Source organism: Nocardioides sp. BP30, from assembly GCF_029873215.1.
Classification (GTDB): domain Bacteria; phylum Actinomycetota; class Actinomycetes; order Propionibacteriales; family Nocardioidaceae; genus Nocardioides.
This window is the reverse complement of the sequence record NZ_CP123620.1, coordinates 2,332,677-2,350,942: the sequence shown is the minus strand read 5'-3', so window position 1 is coordinate 2,350,942 and position 18,266 is coordinate 2,332,677. Positions and strand designations below refer to the sequence as shown.

The window sequence follows — 18,266 nt, the reverse complement described above, 5'->3', positions numbered from 1 at the left end:
GCTGCGGTCACGGGTCCACCTTCTCATCCGGGACCGACAGTCCCACGTTGGCGCGGACGGCGTCCTCGATCTGCTCGGGGGTGACCGCCGCCGCCGTACGGCGCAGCCACAGGAAGAACTCCACGTTTCCGGACGGGCCGGGCAGCGGGCTGGTGGTGACGGCCTGCGCGCCCCAGCCCCGCCGAGCCGCCGCCGCCGCGACGGCGTTGACCGCCTCGGCCCGCAGGCCGGGGTCGCGCACGACTCCGCCGCGGCCGACTCGGTCCTTGCCGACCTCGAACTGCGGCTTGACCATCAGGGCCAGGTCGCCGTCGGCCGAGGTGACGCCGAGGAGCGCGTCGAGGACCAGTTCCAGCGAGATGAACGACAGGTCGCCGACCACCACCTCGACCGGACCGCCGATGAGCTCGGGGGTCAGCTCACGCACGTTCGTGCGGTCGTGTACGACGACGCGGGGGTCCTGCTGGAGTCGCCAGACCAACTGCCCGTAGCCGACGTCGACGGCGACCACCTCGCGCGCCCCGCGACGCAGCAGGACGTCGGTGAAGCCCCCGGTCGAGGCGCCGGCGTCGAGGCAGCGGCGCCCCTCGACACTCAGGCCGAGCCGCGCGAACACCTCCAGCGCACCGGCAAGCTTGTGGCCGCCGCGGGACGCGTAGTCGGGATCGTCGGGGTCGTCGCGGACGACGATCGCCGCGTCGGTGGTGACGCCGGTGGCCGGCTTGGTCGCGCGAGCCCCGCCGACCGTCACGCGTCCGGCAGCGATCAGGTCGCTGGCGTGCTCGCGCGAGCGCGCCAGGCGGCGGCGGACCAGCTCGGCATCGAGACGAAGGCGCCGCGGCACGCCGGCTCAGGCCTCCGGGTCTGCGTCGAGGGCGCGACGCAGCGCATCGTGCGCATCACCGAAGATCGCGGCGTGCTGCTCGACAGGTGTCTCGTCGAGCGCGTCGACGGCGGCGAGCACCTCGTCCACCGATGCCATCCCGGTGCGCACCGGCGCGGCCGCGTCGGCGCGATCGAACTCTGCCTCGCTCATGCGGGCAGGCTACCGCCTCCGGGCACCGCCGACGGCGATGGTGGCTCGAGTCCAGCACCGCCGACCGGCGTGCCCGTCGCGTCGAGATGGGCCCAGGCAGCGTGCGCCAGGGCGCGCCACCAGTCATGCGCACTGCCCTCGCCGGTCAGCCGTGCCGAGCCGCCCTGGACGGTTGCCACCCACCCGCCCACGCGCGTCTGGGCACCGGTCACCTCCGGCTCCGGGTGCGGCACGAGGAGCCCACTGAGGTCGGCCGCCAGGTAGGTCGGGCGCGACTCCGATGGCGCCGCCAGCAACTCGTCGAGCCCCGTGACGCCCGTCATGACCAACAGGGTGTCGACGCCGACGGCCGTGCCGCCCTCGATGTCGGTGTCCAGCCTGTCCCCCACCATCAGGGGCCGCTTGCCGCCGACCCGTCTGATCGTCTCCTGGAGCAATGGCGGGGACGGCTTGCCCGCGACCACGGGCGTCACGCCGGAGAACCGAGCGATCGTGTCGACCAGCACGCCGTGACCCGGTGCCTCCCCGTACGGCGTCGGGATGCTGCCGTCGGTGTTGCTCGCGACCCATGGCAGACCGCCCTTGATCCGGGTGGCGATCCGCATGATGTCTCGCCAGCGCACGTCCGGGCCGTAGCCTGTGACCGCGGCGTCGGCGTCGGCCTCGACGTCGACCACCTCGAGCTCGGCGGCTGCCAGCGCCTCGACCAGACCCTCCGCTCCGAGCGCAGCGATGCGCGCACCGGCGCCGAACCGGTCGCGCAGCACCCTGGCGGCCGCCTGCGCCGACGTCACCACGTCCTGCGCCTGCGCCTCGATCTCGAGCTCCCGCAGGTGCTCGGCCACCCGACCCGGCGGCCGGGCGGCGTTGTTGGTGACGAAGGCGATCCTCATGCCGTCCTCGCGTGCCCGCGCGATGCTCGCCGCCGCACCCGGCACGGCCGAGCCGCCGATGTAGACGACCCCGTCGAGATCGAGCATCGCGAGGTCGTAGACGGCGCTGAGGGCGCTCGCGGGGGACGTGAGCACAGGAGACCTGCCTTCCAACGGTGTGATGGTCATGCTGTCATGCGACGGATCCGGCGCGCGGACCCGACCTCCACCTCTACCCGCGACGCCGTGGTGCCACCGGCGAGCCGGAAGAACCGCTTCCGCAGCGCGCCCTGCACCTCGACCACGTCACCTTCGATCCATGCCAGCACCTGGCGCCGCAGCCGCGGCTTCCACGCGATGCAGCTCAGCACGTCGACCCGCTGGCCAGACCGCAGCTCGTTGTCCTGACGCTCCACCGCCATCATGAACGTGCACATCACCGCCTCGCTCGCGAGGACCCGCTCCTCGGCGGGCGCTGTCAGCCGGCCGACCAACCGCACCTCGTTCGCTGAGATCAGGCTCAGCTGCGGCGTCGAGCCGCCCTCGTCCCGTTTCGCGCCCATCGCGCATCACCTCCACGACCAGCGTGCCCGTGCCGGCGGCCCCGGCGGCAGCGCGCCCGTCAGCTTGTGGAGAGTGTTGTCGCAACGGTGGCCTGGGGACGGAAACAGCGCGCATACGACCCGTAAATGTGACGTAGGGCCGTCCCCTGAAACGGGGACGGCCCTACGTGAATGCTTGTCCGGCGGCGTCCTACTCTCCCACAACCTCCCGGTTGCAGTACCATCGGCGCTGAAAGGCTTAACTTCCGGGTTCGGGATGGGACCGGGTGTTTCCCTTTCGCTATGACCGCCGTAACCCTATAACCCCGACACAACGCCGGGAAAACTGTGGTTACACAAGTCGGTTCGTGGACGCGAACATCACGCAGTAGCCAACATGGTTGTTGGTTCAGTTGAGCATTTGTAAGGCAAGCCCTCGGCCTATTAGTACCAGTCAGCTCTACCTCACGGTTGTACACTTCTGGCCTATCAACCCCATCGTCTATAGGGGGCCTTAACCCATCAAGGGTGGGAAACCTCATCTTGAAACGTGCTTCCCGCTTAGATGCGTTCAGCGGTTATCACTTCCGAACGTAGCCAACCAGCCATGCACCTGGCGGTACAACTGGCACACCAGAGGTTCGTCCATCCCGGTCCTCTCGTACTAGGGACAGCCTTTCTCAAGTTTCCTACGCGCGCAGAGGATAGGGACCGAACTGTCTCACGACGTTCTAAACCCAGCTCGCGTGCCGCTTTAATGGGCGAACAGCCCAACCCTTGGGACCTACTCCAGCCCCAGGATGCGACGAGCCGACATCGAGGTGCCAAACCATCCCGTCGATATGGACTCTTGGGGAAGATCAGCCTGTTATCCCCGGGGTACCTTTTATCCGTTGAGCGATGCCGCTTCCACATGCCGACACCGGATCACTAGTTCCGACTTTCGTCCCTGCTCGACATGTCTGTCTCACAGTCAAGCTCCCTTGTGCACTTACACTCAACACCTGATTACCAACCAGGCTGAGGGAACCTTTGAGCGCCTCCGTTACATTTTAGGAGGCAACCGCCCCAGTTAAACTACCCATCAGGCACTGTCCCTGAACCAGATCATGGCCCAAGGTTAGACATCTAGTACGACCAGAGTGGTATTTCAACGATGACTCCACACACACTGGCGTGCATGCTTCACAGTCTCCCACCTATCCTACACAAGCCGAACCAAACACCAATACCAAACTATAGTAAAGGTCCCGGGGTCTTTCCGTCCTTCTGCGCGTAACGAGCATCTTTACTCGTAGTGCAATTTCGCCGAGTCCACGGTTGAGACAGCGCCCAAGTCGTTACTCCATTCGTGCAGGTCGGAACTTACCCGACAAGGAATTTCGCTACCTTAGGATGGTTATAGTTACCACCGCCGTTTACTGGGGCTTAAGTTCTCAGCTTCGAGCTCACGCTCTAACCGGTCCCCTTAACCTTCCAGCACCGGGCAGGAGTCAGTCCGTATACATCGTCTTACAACTTCGCACGGACCTGTGTTTTTAGTAAACAGTCGCTTGGGCCTGGTCTCTGCGGCCATCACCGCTACCCCCAGCACGTGGGTTCACGGATCCGGCCCCCCTTCTCCCGAAGTTACGGGGGCATTTTGCCGAGTTCCTTAACCATGGTTCGCTCGATCGCCTCGGTATTCTCTACCTGATCACCTGAGTCGGTTTGGGGTACGGGCGGCGCATAGCTCGCTAGAGGTTTTTCTCGACAGCATAGGATCATCGACTTCCCCAAACGGGTCCCCATCAGATCTCAGACACGTGATCAAACACAGCCGCCCGGATTTACCTAGACAGCGTCCTACATCCTTAGCCGGCGACAACCATCGCGCCGGATCGACTACCTTCCTGCGTCACCCCATCGCTTGACTACTACACACTCGGGTCCCACGCTACGCACACACGCCCACGCCCGAAGGCATAGATCACGGTGTTTCGGGTGGTTAGCATCATGCGCCTCGTCATGGGCGCTACTTTGCCGGTACCAGAATATCAACTGGTTGTCCATCGACTACGCCTGTCGGCCTCGCCTTAGGTCCCGACTTACCCAGGGCAGATTAGCTTGACCCTGGAACCCTTGATCATCCGGCGGATGAGTTTCTCACTCATCATTCGCTACTCATGCCTGCATTCTCACTCGTGTGGCCTCCACGGCTGGATCACTCCGCCGCTTCACCGCCCACACGACGCTCCCCTACCCATCCACACACCTGAACCAACCCACAAGGAGCGGCTTAGCTAACATGTGAATGCCATAGCTTCGGCGGATGACTTGAGCCCCGCTACATTGTCGGCGCGGAATCACTTGACCAGTGAGCTATTACGCACTCTTTCAAGGGTGGCTGCTTCCAAGCCAACCTCCTGGTTGTCACTGCGACTCCACATCCTTTTCCACTTAGTCACCGCTTAGGGGCCTTAGCTGATGGTCTGGGCTGTTTCCCTCTCGACTACGGAGCTTATCCCCCGCAGTCTCACTGCTGCGCTCTCACTTACCGGCATTCGGAGTTTGGCTAACGTCAGTAACCTGGTAGGGCCCATCGGCTATCCAGTGCTCTACCTCCGGCAAGAAACACACAACGCTGCACCTAAATGCATTTCGGGGAGAACCAGCTATCACGAAGTTTGATTGGCCTTTCACCCCTATCCACAGGTCATCCCCTCCATTTTCAACTGAAGTGGGTTCGGTCCTCCACGCCGTCTTACCGGCGCTTCAACCTGCCCATGGATAGATCACTTCGCTTCGGGTCTAGAGCATGCGACTGAAACGCCCTGTTCGGACTCGCTTTCGCTACGGCTACCCCACACGGGTTAACCTCGCCACACACCACTAACTCGCAGGCTCATTCTTCAAAAGGCACGCCATCACCCCAACACCCAAAGGGCAGCCGGGCTCTGACGGATTGTAGGCACACGGTTTCAGGTACTATTTCACTCCCCGCCAGGGGTACTTTTCACCTTTCCCTCACGGTACTTGTCCGCTATCGGTCATCAAGGAGTATTTAGGCTTAACAGGTGGTCCTGCCAGATTCACACGCCATTCCAGGAGTAGCGTGTTACTTGGGACAACCCTCCACAGACATCGTCTTACCACTACGGGACTATCACCCTCTACGGCACCGCTTTCCAACGGACTTCGCATTCAACGACATTTTCTCACTGTGCGGCCCACCGGCAGATGGACCCGAAGGCTCCCACAACCCCAACCACGCAACCCCTGCCGGGTATCACACGCAGCTGGTTTAGCCTCATCCGATTTCGCTCGCCACTACTCTCGGAATCACTATTGTTTTCTCTTCCTACCGGTACTGAGATGTTTCACTTCCCGGCGTTCCCTCCACCTGCCCTATATATTCAGGCAGGGGTAACACGACATGACTCGTGCTGGGTTCCCCCATTCGGACACCCCCGGATCAACGCTTCGTTGCCAACTCCCCAGGGCTTATCGCAGGCTCGTACGTCCTTCATCGGCTCTTGATGCCAAGGCATCCACCATGTGCCCCTCATAGCTTGCCAAACAAACACTCAACAAAAACAACAAACACTGTTCTCGTCAAAAAAACTCAAAGGCATACTACAAAGACCGCGCACCACCCACCCAACCCTCACCTGGTGAAGCAAGAGCCAAGCATTGCAAGGCAGTGCGCATAAGATGCTCGCGTCCACTATCCAACTATCAACCACCCAACCCACCAACACCCACAACCACACCAAAAGCGCGACCATGAACAGAAGGAGGCAAGAGGAGTGTGATCCCTCAAAGCCCAACAGTGTGCCACACCCACCACCAACACCCGATCCGAGGTTCCACACCCACCACACAAACACATGGCAAGCAGTACTGACATCACAAGCCCGGCAACAGGCCTTCATCGACGATTCCACTTTACGAGCAGCACCACCAGCCCACACCCACTGTGCAGGCCACCATGGCCACTGACTCCTTAGAAAGGAGGTGATCCAGCCGCACCTTCCGGTACGGCTACCTTGTTACGACTTCGTCCCAATCGCCAGCCCCACCTTCGACGGCTCCTCCCACAAGGGTTAGGCCACCGGCTTCGGGTGTTGCCGACTTTCGTGACGTGACGGGCGGTGTGTACAAGGCCCGGGAACGTATTCACCGCAGCGTTGCTGATCTGCGATTACTAGCGACTCCGACTTCATGGGGTCGAGTTGCAGACCCCAATCCGAACTGAGACCGGCTTTTTGGGATTCGCTCCCCCTCACGGGATCGCAGCCCTTTGTACCGGCCATTGTAGCATGCGTGAAGCCCTGGACATAAGGGGCATGATGACTTGACGTCATCCCCACCTTCCTCCGAGTTGACCCCGGCAGTCTCCTATGAGTCCCCACCATCACGTGCTGGCAACATAGGACGAGGGTTGCGCTCGTTGCGGGACTTAACCCAACATCTCACGACACGAGCTGACGACAGCCATGCACCACCTGTACACCGACTAAAAGGGGCTACATCTCTGCAGCTTTCCGGTGTATGTCAAACCCAGGTAAGGTTCTTCGCGTTGCATCGAATTAATCCGCATGCTCCGCCGCTTGTGCGGGCCCCCGTCAATTCCTTTGAGTTTTAGCCTTGCGGCCGTACTCCCCAGGCGGGGCGCTTAATGCGTTAGCTGCGGCACGGAACCCATGGAATAGGTCCCACACCTAGCGCCCAACGTTTACGGTGTGGACTACCAGGGTATCTAATCCTGTTCGCTCCCCACACTTTCGCTCCTCAGCGTCAGAACATTCCCAGAGAACCGCCTTCGCCACCGGTGTTCCTCCTGATATCTGCGCATTTCACCGCTACACCAGGAATTCCGTTCTCCCCTGAATGCCTCTAGTCTGCCCGTATCGAAAGCAGGCCCAGGGTTAAGCCCTGGGTTTTCACTCCCGACGCAACAAACCGCCTACGAGCCCTTTACGCCCAATAATTCCGGACAACGCTCGGACCCTACGTATTACCGCGGCTGCTGGCACGTAGTTGGCCGGTCCTTCTTCTGCACATACCGTCACTCCACCCAAAAAGATAGAACTTCGTCTGTGCTGAAAGAGGTTTACAACCCGAAGGCCGTCATCCCTCACGCGGCGTTGCTGGATCAGGCTTCCGCCCATTGTCCAATATTCCCCACTGCTGCCTCCCGTAGGAGTCTGGGCCGTGTCTCAGTCCCAGTGTGGCCGGTCACCCTCTCAGGCCGGCTACCCGTCGAAGCCTTGGTAGGCCATTACCCCACCAACAAGCTGATAGGCCGCGAGCACATCCCACACCGAAAAAACTTTCCAACCCCCCACATGCATGAAGGGCTCATATCCGGTATTAATCACCGTTTCCGGTGGCTATCCCAGAGTGCAGGGCAGATTACTCACGTGTTACTCACCCGTTCGCCGCTCGAGTACCCCGAAAGGCCTTTCCGCTCGACTTGCATGTGTTAAGCACGCCGCCAGCGTTCGTCCTGAGCCAGGATCAAACTCTCCGTAGAAAAACAAAACCCAACCAACCCCAAAAGGACCAGCTGAGAAGAAGAGATGCCTGAACAAGAGAACCTGACATATTGCCAGAATTCATTGTCAAAACCATCACCCAAAAGGTGACAGGGCATAACAAACTAATTCGTCGACTATGACACACTGTTGAGTTCTCAAGAATCACACGCGCACCGTGCATGACCCATCGGATCCTGCTGCGGGGCAACCTGCAGAAACTTACCGGCCCGTCTGCTCGGCGTCAACTTGGCGTTGACCCCGGCCCGTCCGAGCCATGCCGCCACCCGCCACACCCGGTTCGTTGTGCCTCGCGGCCCTCGGTCCGGGTGTCGCACCCGGCGACGAAGAGAACATTACATCGGTGTGTCCGCGAGGCCAAATCGGTTGTGCCGCGACTCAGTCGCGCCCCTCGAGCCGCTTCGCGGGCCGGTACGCCGAGACACTCGGCTCCCCCGGGAGCCAGAACCGCCAGGGCCGATCGGCAGCGGCGCGCAGCCCCACCCGGGGGCCGGTCAGGTAGTCCGCGGCCGGGTCCGCGAGCCGGAGCGTGATGGTCGGACCGGACAGGTCGGCGCCGTAGTCGCCGAGGCTCAGGTCGAGGGCTCGGCACAGTCGCGCAGGACCGCGCGCGAGGTCGCGGTCGCTCGACCGCTGCCGCCGCTCCCGTGCGAGCTCGATCCCTCCCACGATCTCCCCGGCGCGCAGCAGCACGGCCGCGGCTTCGCCGTCGGGCGCACAGACGACGTTGGCGCAGGTGTGCATGCCGTAGGTGAAGTACACGTACAGCCGGCCCGCCGGGCCGAACATCACCTCGTTGCGAGCCGTCCGTCCGCGGTAGGCGTGGGACCCGGGGTCGAGGGCTCCGGCATACGCCTCCACCTCCGTCAGGCGCACCGTCACCCCTGCGTGCGTGAGGAGCGCACCGAGGAGACGTGGCGCGACCGACTCGGCCGGCCCGTCCAACGCCTCCTCGAGCGACATCCCCGGCCCGCTCAGCCCAGCCCTCCGCGATATGCCGCAGCGCAGGCCCGCAGCTCGACGAGCTGCTCGGCGACGCGCTCGGGGGCGGTGCCCCCGCGTCCGTTCCGGGAGGCGACCGAGCCCTGTGCCGTCAACACCAGCCGCACCTGCGGGGTGAGCGCCGGAGAGATCGCTGCGAACTCCTCGTCGGTGAGGCCGTCGAGCTCGGTCCCCTTGGCCTCGGCGGCTCGTACGCACGCACCGGCGAGCTCGTGCGCGATCCGGAACGGCGTCCCCTCCCGCACCAGCCACTCCGCGATGTCGGTCGCCAGCGAGAACCCCTGCGGTGCCAGCTCCGCCATCCGCGCCGTGTTGTAGACCAGGGTGGCGATCTGGCCGGTGAACGCCGGCAGCAGCACCTCGAGGGTGTCGACGGAGTCGAAGACCGGCTCCTTGTCCTCCTGCAGATCCCGGTTGTACGCCAGCGGTAGCGCCTTCAGCGTGGCCAGCAGCCCGGTGAGGTTGCCGATGAGTCGGCCCGCCTTGCCGCGGGCGAGCTCGGAGATGTCCGGGTTCTTCTTCTGCGGCATGATCGAGGAGCCGGTGGACCACGAGTCGTGCAGCGTGACGAAGTCGAACTCCTTGGTCGCCCACAGGATCACCTCCTCGGCGATCCGGCTCACGTCCACGCCGATCTGGGCGCAGACGAAGGCGAACTCCGCCACGAAGTCGCGCGAGGCGGTGCCGTCGATCGAGTTGGCCGTCGATCCGGTGAAGCCGAGCTCGCGAGCCACCAGCTCCGGATCCAGGCCCAGGCTCTGGCCCGCGAGCGCGCCCGAGCCGTACGGCGAGTCGCTCTCCACCCGGGCTCGCCAGTCGGCGAGCCGGTCGACGTCGCGCAGCATCGCCCAGGCGTGCGCGAGCAGGTGGTGGGACAGCAGGACCGGCTGCGCGTGCTGGAGATGCGTGCGTCCCGGCATGATCGCCCCGAGGTGGGACTCCGCCTGCCCGGCGAGCGCCTCGACCAGGTCGAGCACCAGCCCGCCGACGACCCGCCCGTGGTCGAGCAGGTAGGACCGGAACAGCGTGGCGATCTGATCGTTGCGGGAGCGGCCCGCCCGCAGCTTGCCGCCGACCTCGGCACCGACCTCCTCGATCAGCAGACGCTCCAGTGCGCCGTGCACGTCCTCGTCGGACTCGGCCGGGCGCAGCTCGCCCGAGCTCCAGCGCGCGGCGAGTACGTCGAGGCCGCGGTGCAGCTCGAGCTCCTCCTCGGCGCTCAGCAGGCCCGCCGCGCCCAGCGCCTTCGCGTGCGCGTGCGAGCCGGCCAGGTCGTACAGACCGAGGCGCCAGTCGAAGTGCGTCGAGCGGGAGAGCCTCTCCAGCTCCGGGCTGGGACCGCCGGCGAACCGGCCGCCCCACAGCTTGCCCTCCCCCGTCGTCGAGGCGGGCGTCGAGGCGGGCGTCGTCTCGTCGGTCATCAGTCGGTCCCGGACTCCATGGCGACCTCGTCCAGCACTGCCTCGGCCTCCGCGTCGACCTCGCCGTTCGCGGCGATCTGGTCGAAGCCGCCGGCCGGGAGCTCACCGAAGAGCGTGCCGTTCTCCACCAGCACCGTGCCCTGGTCGAGCGGCTGGCTGGCGTAGAGCTCCAGCTTCGCGCGCGAGTCGGCGATGTCCAGGTTGCGCATGGTGAGCTGACCGATCCGGTCGGTCGGGCCGAACGCGGCGTTCTCGACGCGCTCCATCGACAGCTTCTCGGGGTGGTAGGAGAAGTTCGAGCCCTCGGTGCGCAGGATCGTGTAGTCGTCGCCGCGCCGCAGCCGGAGCGTGACGGTCCCGGTCACCAGCGAGGCGATCCAACGCTGGATCGACTCGCGCAACATCAGTGCCTGCGGGTCCAGCCAGCGACCCTCGTACAGCAGCCGGCCGAGCTTGCGGCCCTCGGTGTGGTAGTTCGCCAGCGTGTCCTCGTTGTGCACGGCGTTGAGCAGCCGCTCGTACGCCGCGAACAGCAGCGCCATCCCCGGCGCCTCGTAGATGCCGCGCGACTTCGCCTCGATGATCCGGTTCTCGATCTGGTCGGACATGCCCAGGCCGTGCCGGCCACCGATCGCGTTCGCCTCGAGGACGAGGGCTACCGCCCCGCCGGCCCCGTCGTACCGCTTACCGTTGATCGCCACCGGGCGCCCGGCCTCGAAGCTGACGGCGACGTCCTCGGTCTCGATCGCGACGCCCTGGTCCCAGAACTTCACGCCCATGATCGGCTCGACGGTCTCCAGCGAGACGTCGAGGTGCTCCAGCGTCTTGGCCTCGTGGGTCGCGCCCCAGATGTTCGCGTCGGTGGAGTACGCCTTCTCGGTGGAGTCCCGGTAGGGCAGCCCGTTGGCGAGGAGCCACTCGCTCATCTCGTGACGGCCGCCGAGCTCGGCGACGAAGTCGGCGTCCAGCCACGGCTTGTAGATCCGCAGCTCGGGGTTGGCCATCAGGCCGTAGCGGTAGAAGCGCTCGATGTCGTTGCCCTTGTACGTCGACCCGTCACCCCAGATGTTGACCTCGTCGGCCTGCATGGCGCGGACCAGCATCGTGCCGGTCACCGCACGGCCCAGCGGCGTGGTGTTGAAGTAGGCCCGCGCACCGGAGCGGATGTGGAAGGCGCCGCACGCGAGCGCGGCCAGTCCCTCCTCCACCAGCTGCGGCTTGATGTCGACGGCTCGGGCGATCTCGGCGCCGTACTGCTGGGCGCGATCGGGGACACCGGAGATGTCGGGCTCGTCGTACTGCCCGATGTCGGCGGTGTAGGTGCACGGGATCGCACCCTTCGAGCGCATCCAGGCGACCGCGACCGAGGTGTCGAGGCCTCCGGAGAACGCGATGCCGACGCGCTCGCCGACGGGCAGGGAGGTCAGGACCTTGCTCATTGCTCCTCTTCCGAGTGTTCTGTGTTGTGCTGACGGTGGTGACCGTCGTGATCGTGGTGATCGGTGCGGAGGTGGTCGGACGGCTCCTCGCCGGCCGACCAGGTGTGCTGTGCCAGCGCGAGGAACCTGCGGACCAGGTCCTCGCCGCCCTGCGGGTCGCGACCGATGACCAGCACGGTGTCGTCGCCGGCGATCGTGCCGAGGATGTCGGGTAGCTCCGCCTTGTCGAACGCACTCGCCAGGAACTGGGCCGCACCCGGCGGCGTGCGCAGGACGACCAGATTCGCGCTGGCCTCGACGCTGACGAGCAGCTCGCCGCACAGCCGGGCCAGCCGGGAACGCGCTGCACCGGACTCCCCCGCGCTGACGGGCCGGCGATCGCCGCCCTCACCCGGCACCGCGTAGACCAGCACTCCGGAGGCCGCCCGCACCTTGACCGCCTCCAGCTCGACCAGGTCGCGCGAGAGGGTCGCCTGCGTGACCCTGACCCCGTTGCCCGCGAGCAGATCGGCGAGCTCGGTCTGCGAGCGGATCTCGTGGCTCGAGACCAGGTCCACGATCAACTGGTGACGAGCGTTCTTCGTCGCCGGACGGGTGGCCTGCTCGCTCATCGCGACGATCCGGGCGCCTCGACACGCTGGGCGGACAGGCCGCTCTCCTCGGCCAGGAAGGTCAAGATCGCCTTCTGGGCGTGCCGCCGATTCTCGGCCTCGTCCCAGACGACGCTCTGCGGACCGTCGATCACCTCGGCGTCGATCTCCTTGCCCCGGTAGGCCGGCAGGCAGTGCATCACGATGGCGTCGTCCTTGGCCTGTGCGACCAGGTCGGCGGTCAGCGCATAGGCCGAGAACACCGCCACCCGCTGCGCCGCCTCGTCCTCCTTGCCCATGCTCACCCAGGTGTCGGTCACGAGCACGTCGGCTTCCGCGACAGCGCGTGCCGGATCAGCGTGCAGCTCCACGGAACCGCCGGTCTGCGCGCCGATCGTGGCAGCGGTCGCCAGGACCTCCGCATCGGGGGTGTAGCCCTCCGGAGCACCGAAGCGCACGTGCATCCCTGCCGTGACCCCCGCGAGCGCCCAGGAGTTGCCCATGTTGCAGGCCGCGTCGCCGAGGAAGACGACCGTGAGCCCGGCGAGCGTGCCCTTGTGCTCGCGGATGGTGAGCAGGTCGGCCAGCAGCTGGCAGGGGTGGAACTCGTCGGTCAGCGCGTTGACGACCGGCACGGCGGCGTACGCTGCCATCTCCTCCAGCTTCGCCTGGGCGAACGTGCGCCACACGATGACGCTCGCCTGGCGGCCGAGCACCCGCGCCACGTCGGCGACCGACTCCCGCACACCGATCCCGGCGAGGCCACCGTCGACGAGCATCGGGTGACCGCCGAGCTCGGCGATGCCGGCGGAAAAGGAGGACTGGGTGCGCAGCGTCGGCTTGTCGTAGATCGTCGCGACGGTGCGCGGGCCGGCCAGCGGCCGATGGTCGTACGGCGCTGCCTTCAGCGTGGCGGCCAGACCGAGGACGTGCGCCTGCTCGGCAGGGCTGAGGTCGTCGTCGCGCAGGAACGAACGGACGGGACTCGTCGGGGCGCTCACGCGTGCCCCTCCGCGGCGTCGAGGATGGCCGGCCAGGCGCCGAGGAAGGCGTCCACGTCCTCGTCGGTGAGGACGAGCGGCGGTGCCAGCCGCACCCGCTGGGGCGTGGCGTTGTTGAGAATGAAGCCCCGGTCGAGCGCGGCCGTGGCGATCGCTGCGGTGTCCAGATCGGTCACCACCCCGATCAGCAGCCCCTCCCCGGTGACCTCGCCGACCCGCGGGTCGGCGGCGAGACCCTCGCGCAGCCTCCGGCCGAGCACGGCGGCCCGCTCGAGCAGGCCCTCGTTCTCGATGGTCCCGATGACGGCGAGAGCGGCAGCGCACGCCGGCGGGTTGCCGCCGAACGTGGTGCCGTGGTTGCCGGGCTGGAGCAGGTCCGCCGCGGCGCCGAGACCGAGGCAGGCGCCGATCGGGAAGCCGCCGCCGAGCCCCTTCGCGAGGGTGATGACATCGGGCCTGACGCCCGCCGACAGGTGCGCGAACCACGCTCCTGTGCGGCCCATCCCGGTCTGCACCTCGTCGAACCACAGCAGGGCACCGTGCTCGTCGGCGATCTCCCGCGCCCGAGCCAGGAAGCCCGCCGGCGGCACCACCACACCGGCCTCGCCCTGCAGCGGCTCGATCACGATCGCGGCGGTGCGGTCCGTGACGGCGGCCGCCAGCGCGTCCGCATCGCCGTACTCGACGAACGTGACCTCGCCGGGCAACGGCTCGAACGGCGCGCGATAGGCCTCCTTGGAGGTCAGCGCCAGGGCACCCATCGTGCGGCCGTGGAAGGAGTTCCGCATGGCGACGAGGTGGGTGCGACCGGTGCGGCGGGTGAGCTTGAAGGCGGCTTCGTTGGCCTCGGTGCCGGAGTTGGTGAAGAAGACCTTGCCCTCCGCCCCGAGGAGCGAGAGCAGCTTCTCGGCCAGCTGGATCTGCGGGCCGGAGGCGAAGAAGTTCGAGATGTGACCGAGCGTGGAGAGCTGCGCCGTGACCGCCTCGACCAGCGCCGGGTGGGCATGGCCGAGGGCGTTGACGGCGATCCCGCCGAGGAGGTCGACGTACTCGTTGCCGTCCTCGTCCCAGACCCTGGCTCCCCGGCCGCGGGTCAGCACGAGCTTGGGTGCGCCGAAGGTGTTCATCAACGCGTGCTGGTAGCGCTGCTGGCTGGTCTGCTGGCCGGTCTGCTGGCTGGTGGCGGTCATGCCCGTGCCTTCCTGATCTTGGTCTCGACGCCGGGAAGCACCTGGGTGCCGATGCCGTCGTCGGTGAAGATCTCGAGCAGGACGGCGTGCTGCTCGCGACCGTCGACGACAGTGGCGCGAGGGACGCCCCCGCGGATGGCCTGCAGGCAGGCGCTCATCTTGGGCACCATGCCGCTGGCCAGCGAGGGCATCAGCTCGGCCAGCGCCTCGGGGCTGATCTCACCGATGACCTCATCGGAGTTGCCGTAGTCGCGGTAGAGACCTTCCACGTCGGTCAGCACGAGCAGCTTCTCGGCGCCCAGGGCGACCGCGAGGGCCGCCGCGGCGGTGTCGGCGTTGACGTTGTGGGCCTGGCCCGAGCCGTCGGGGGCGACGCTGGAGATGACCGGGATCCGGCCGGCCTCGATCAGGTCGAGCACGGCGTCGGGCCGCACGTCGCTGACCTCGCCCACGAGGCCCAGGTCGACCTCCTCACCGTCGACGACGGTGTGGGCCGGGACGGCGGTGAACAGGCCGGCGTCCTCGCCGGAGAGCCCGACGGCGAGCGGGCCGTGCTGGTTGAGCAGGCCGACGAGCTCGCGCTGGACCTGCCCGACCAGGACCATCCGCACCACGTCCATCGCCTCGGGCGTGGTCACCCGCAGGCCGCCGCGGAACTCGGACTGGATGCCGAGCCGGTCGAGCATGCGGGAGATCTGCGGTCCTCCGCCGTGCACCACGACCGGCTTGAACCCGGCCAGCCGCAGGAAGGCGATGTCCTCGGCGAAGGCCTCCTTGAGGCGCTCGTCGATCATGGCGTTGCCGCCGTACTTGATCACGATGATCTTGCCGTTGTACTTCTTCAGCCACGGCAGCGCCGCGGCGAGCGTGACGGCCTTCTCCCGCGACTCGTCAGGGGTGAAGACCACCTTGGTGGGCAGGTTGTGTTCGCTCATGAGCTGTAGGCGCTGTTCTCGTGCACGTAGGCGTGGGTGAGGTCGTTGGTCCACACCGTCGCCGAGGCGTCACCTGACTTGAGGTCGATGGTGACGGTGACCTCCCGCTCCTCGAGACTGATGACGGCGGGGTCCTCGGCCGGCGTGGACGCGCGGCAGACCCAGACGCCGTTCAGCGCGACGTCGAGGTCGGCGGGGTCGAAGGCGGCGGCGGTGGTGCCCACCGAGGCCAGGATGCGACCCCAGTTGGGGTCCTTGCCGAAGATCGCCGCCTTGAACAGGTTGCTGCGGGCCACCGAGCGGGAGACCTCGACGGCGTCCTCCTCGGAGGCGGCGTTGAGCGTGGTGATCGCGATGGAGTGGTCGGCGCCCTCGGCGTCGGCGAGAAGCTGGAGCGCGAGGTCCCGGCACGCCTCGGAGAGCTTGGCCGTGAACTCCTCGATGCCGGGGCGCACGCCACTGGCGCCACTGGCCAGCAGCGTCACGGTGTCGTTGGTGGACATGCAGCCGTCGGAGTCGAGCCGGTCGAAGCTGACCCGGGTGGCGGCGCGCAGCGCCTGGTCGAGCTCGTCGGCCGGGAGGTCCGCGTCGGTGGTGAGGACCACGAGCATGGTGGCCAGCGCGGGCGCCAGCATGCCGGCGCCCTTGGCCATGCCGCCGATCGACCACCCTTCGCCTGCCACCACGACCTGCTTGGCGACGGTGTCGGTGGTCATGATGGCCTCGGCGGCAGCCTGACCACCGTCGGCGGCCAGCGCCTGCGCGGCCGCGTCGACGCCGGCGAGCAGGTGCTCGCGGAGGGTGAGCAGTCCGATCAGCCCCGTGGAGCAGACGACCACGTCGCCGGCGCCGATGCCGACGTGCTCGGCGACGCGCTCGGCGGTCTGGTGGGTGGTCTGGAAGCCCTCGGCACCGGTGTAGCAGTTGGCCCCACCGGAGTTGAGCACGACCGCCTTGACGACCCCGTCCTTGACGACCTCCTGGCTCCACAGCACCGGGTTGGCCTTGCAGCGGTTGCTGGTGAACACGCTCGCCGAGGCGTACGAGGGGCCCTGGTTGACGACCAGGGCGACGTCCGGCTTGCCGGTGGACTTCAGCCCGGCGGCGACACCGGCCGCCAGGAACCCTCTCGGGTGGGTCACGCTCACTTCTTGACCTTCTTCTTCGACGGGGACGACTGCTGCTGTTGCTGCTGGCGGGGCGGGGTCACGGGGACGGCGTCGCCGACCTCGTGCCCCGAACCTCGCCACGCCTCCACAGCGCGGTCCGCGTCGCCGGTCCGTACCAGGATCCAGTCGGTGTCGTAGGTGGAGAGGGTGAAGACGCTGATCCCCTGCTCGGCCAGCGGCGTCAGCAGCGCGACGAGGACCCCGGTCAGGGCGAAGTCCAGGGGGCCCTTGACGGCGAACGCGGTGAAGGGCCGCTGGTGGACCGACTTGGTGGGCACGGAGCGGGCGGCGCAGACCAGACTCGTCTCGGTCGCCGTCGCGGTGATGGAGAAGATCGAGGAGGACTCGGCCCACGCCGGGATCACCGCACCCGGCCCCAGCCGGACGACGGCGAGCGTCTCGGGGAAGCGCTCCAGCGCGTACGACGCGGTCACGGTGCCAGGCCGATCGTGCTCAGGCCGGTGGCCTCGTCCAGGCCGAGGGCGAGGTTCATGCACTGCACGGCGGCACCGCCGGTGCCCTTGGTGAGGTTGTCGATGGCGCCGACGGCGACGAGCCGGCCGGCCGCCTCGTCGACCGTCACCTGCAGGTGTACGGCGTTGGAGCCCGCCACCGACTGGGTCTGCGGCCAGATGCCCTCGGGCAGCAGGTGGACGAACTGCTCGTCGGCGTACGCCTTCTCGTAGGCGGCGCGGATCTCCTCGGCCGTGACACCGGGCCGGGTCCGGGCGGTGCAGGTGGCCAGGATGCCGCGTGGCATCGGGACCAGCAGCGGGGTGAAGCTGACGGTGACCCGCTCCTCGGTGAGGCCGGAGAGGTTCTGGATGATCTCCGGGGTGTGCCGGTGGACGCCACCGACGCCGTACGCGGTCACCGAGCCCATCACCTCGCTGCCGAGCAGGTGCGTCTTGGCGGACTTGCCGGCGCCGGAGGTGCCGGAGGCGGCCACGACGACGACGTCGGGCTCGACCAGGCCGGCCTCGATGGCCGGCGCCAGGGTCAGCGTGGACACCGTGGGATAGCAGCCCGGGACGGCGATCTTCGTGGCACCGGCCAGCTTCGCCCGCTGCCCCGGGAGCTCGGGCAGCCCGTAGGGCCAGGTCCCGGCGTGGGGCGAGCCGTAGAACCTCTCCCACAGGCTCGCGTCGGCGAGCCGGTAGTCGGCGCCGCAGTCGATCACGACCGTGCCCTCGGGAAGGGCGGCGGCGATCGCTCCGGACTGTCCGTGCGGCAGCGCCAGGAAGACGACGTCATGGCCGCTGAGCGCCTCGATCGTCGTCTCCTCGACCAGCCGGTCGGCCAACGGGAGCAGGTGCGGCTGCAGCGAGCCGAGCCGCTGGCCGGCGTTCGACGCGCCGGTCAGGGCGCCGATCTCCACCTCGGGGTGGGCGCAGAGCAGACGGAGGATCTCGCCCCCGGCGTACCCGCTCGCGCCCGCTACCGCCACCCGCACCGCACTCATGTGCATGACTATACACAGTCATGCATGAAACCGCATCGCGATGCACTGAAAGCGGTGTGAAACCGTC

14 protein-coding genes and 3 rRNA genes are annotated in these 18,266 nt (G+C 66.8%); all 17 read right to left on the bottom strand.

Annotated features, from left to right (window positions below):
• Nucleotides 1–7: 7 nt before the first annotated feature.
• A complete protein-coding gene (locus tag P5P86_RS11130) occupies nt 8–844 on the bottom strand; it encodes a TlyA family RNA methyltransferase (RefSeq protein ID WP_280607499.1) in 837 nt (278 codons plus the stop codon).
• 6 nt (nt 845–850) lie between these two features.
• A complete protein-coding gene (locus P5P86_RS11125) occupies nt 851–1,036 on the bottom strand; it encodes a hypothetical protein (protein WP_280607498.1) in 186 nt (61 codons plus the stop codon).
• Nucleotides 1,033–2,064: an HAD-IIA family hydrolase gene (locus P5P86_RS11120; RefSeq protein WP_280607497.1), complete on the bottom strand. Its 1,032-nt coding sequence runs from the start codon at nt 2,062–2,064 to the stop codon at nt 1,033–1,035. The genes P5P86_RS11125 and P5P86_RS11120 overlap by 4 nt, the downstream gene beginning before the upstream one ends.
• A 29-nt stretch (nt 2,065–2,093) precedes the next feature.
• Nucleotides 2,094–2,471: a single-stranded DNA-binding protein gene (locus tag P5P86_RS11115; protein WP_280607496.1), complete on the bottom strand. Its 378-nt coding sequence runs from the start codon at nt 2,469–2,471 to the stop codon at nt 2,094–2,096.
• 177 nt (nt 2,472–2,648) lie between these two features.
• Nucleotides 2,649–2,765 (bottom strand): 5S ribosomal RNA (gene rrf / locus P5P86_RS11110).
• A gap of 109 nt (nt 2,766–2,874) precedes the next feature.
• Nucleotides 2,875–6,007, bottom strand: a 23S ribosomal RNA gene (locus P5P86_RS11105).
• 432 nt (nt 6,008–6,439) lie between these two features.
• Nucleotides 6,440–7,968 (bottom strand): 16S ribosomal RNA (locus tag P5P86_RS11100).
• Together the 16S, 23S and 5S rRNA genes form the textbook arrangement of a ribosomal RNA operon.
• 400 nt (nt 7,969–8,368) lie before the next feature.
• Nucleotides 8,369–8,953: a DNA-3-methyladenine glycosylase gene (locus P5P86_RS11095; RefSeq protein WP_280607495.1), complete on the bottom strand. Its 585-nt coding sequence runs from the start codon at nt 8,951–8,953 to the stop codon at nt 8,369–8,371.
• 11 nt (nt 8,954–8,964) lie between these two features.
• The gene (gene argH / locus P5P86_RS11090; RefSeq protein ID WP_280607494.1) at nt 8,965–10,413 is read right to left on the bottom strand and encodes an argininosuccinate lyase; all 1,449 of its coding nucleotides are present in this window, start codon (nt 10,411–10,413) and stop codon (nt 8,965–8,967) included.
• Nucleotides 10,413–11,852: an argininosuccinate synthase gene (gene argG / locus P5P86_RS11085; protein ID WP_280607493.1), complete on the bottom strand. Its 1,440-nt coding sequence runs from the start codon at nt 11,850–11,852 to the stop codon at nt 10,413–10,415. The genes argH and argG overlap by 1 nt, the downstream gene beginning before the upstream one ends.
• Nucleotides 11,849–12,463 (bottom strand): arginine repressor, encoded by a 615-nt coding sequence (locus tag P5P86_RS11080; RefSeq protein WP_280607492.1) that lies wholly within the window; start codon nt 12,461–12,463, stop codon nt 11,849–11,851. Before P5P86_RS11080 ends, argG begins: the two co-directional genes overlap by 4 nt.
• Nucleotides 12,460–13,443: an ornithine carbamoyltransferase gene (gene argF / locus P5P86_RS11075; protein ID WP_280607491.1), complete on the bottom strand. Its 984-nt coding sequence runs from the start codon at nt 13,441–13,443 to the stop codon at nt 12,460–12,462. Before argF ends, P5P86_RS11080 begins: the two co-directional genes overlap by 4 nt.
• Nucleotides 13,440–14,633, bottom strand: a complete 1,194-nt coding sequence (locus P5P86_RS11070; RefSeq protein ID WP_280607490.1) for an acetylornithine transaminase — start codon at nt 14,631–14,633, stop codon at nt 13,440–13,442. The genes argF and P5P86_RS11070 overlap by 4 nt, the downstream gene beginning before the upstream one ends.
• Complete coding sequence (argB, locus tag P5P86_RS11065; RefSeq protein WP_280607489.1) at nt 14,630–15,568, bottom strand: acetylglutamate kinase; 939 nt, start codon at nt 15,566–15,568, stop codon at nt 14,630–14,632. Before argB ends, P5P86_RS11070 begins: the two co-directional genes overlap by 4 nt.
• The gene (gene argJ / locus P5P86_RS11060; protein WP_280607488.1) at nt 15,565–16,716 is read right to left on the bottom strand and encodes a bifunctional glutamate N-acetyltransferase/amino-acid acetyltransferase ArgJ; all 1,152 of its coding nucleotides are present in this window, start codon (nt 16,714–16,716) and stop codon (nt 15,565–15,567) included. The genes argB and argJ overlap by 4 nt, the downstream gene beginning before the upstream one ends.
• The gene (locus P5P86_RS11055; protein ID WP_280607487.1) at nt 16,713–17,171 is read right to left on the bottom strand and encodes an ACT domain-containing protein; all 459 of its coding nucleotides are present in this window, start codon (nt 17,169–17,171) and stop codon (nt 16,713–16,715) included. The genes argJ and P5P86_RS11055 overlap by 4 nt, the downstream gene beginning before the upstream one ends.
• Nucleotides 17,168–18,205: an N-acetyl-gamma-glutamyl-phosphate reductase gene (gene argC / locus P5P86_RS11050; RefSeq protein WP_280607486.1), complete on the bottom strand. Its 1,038-nt coding sequence runs from the start codon at nt 18,203–18,205 to the stop codon at nt 17,168–17,170. Before argC ends, P5P86_RS11055 begins: the two co-directional genes overlap by 4 nt.
• Nucleotides 18,206–18,266 lie beyond the last annotated feature (61 nt).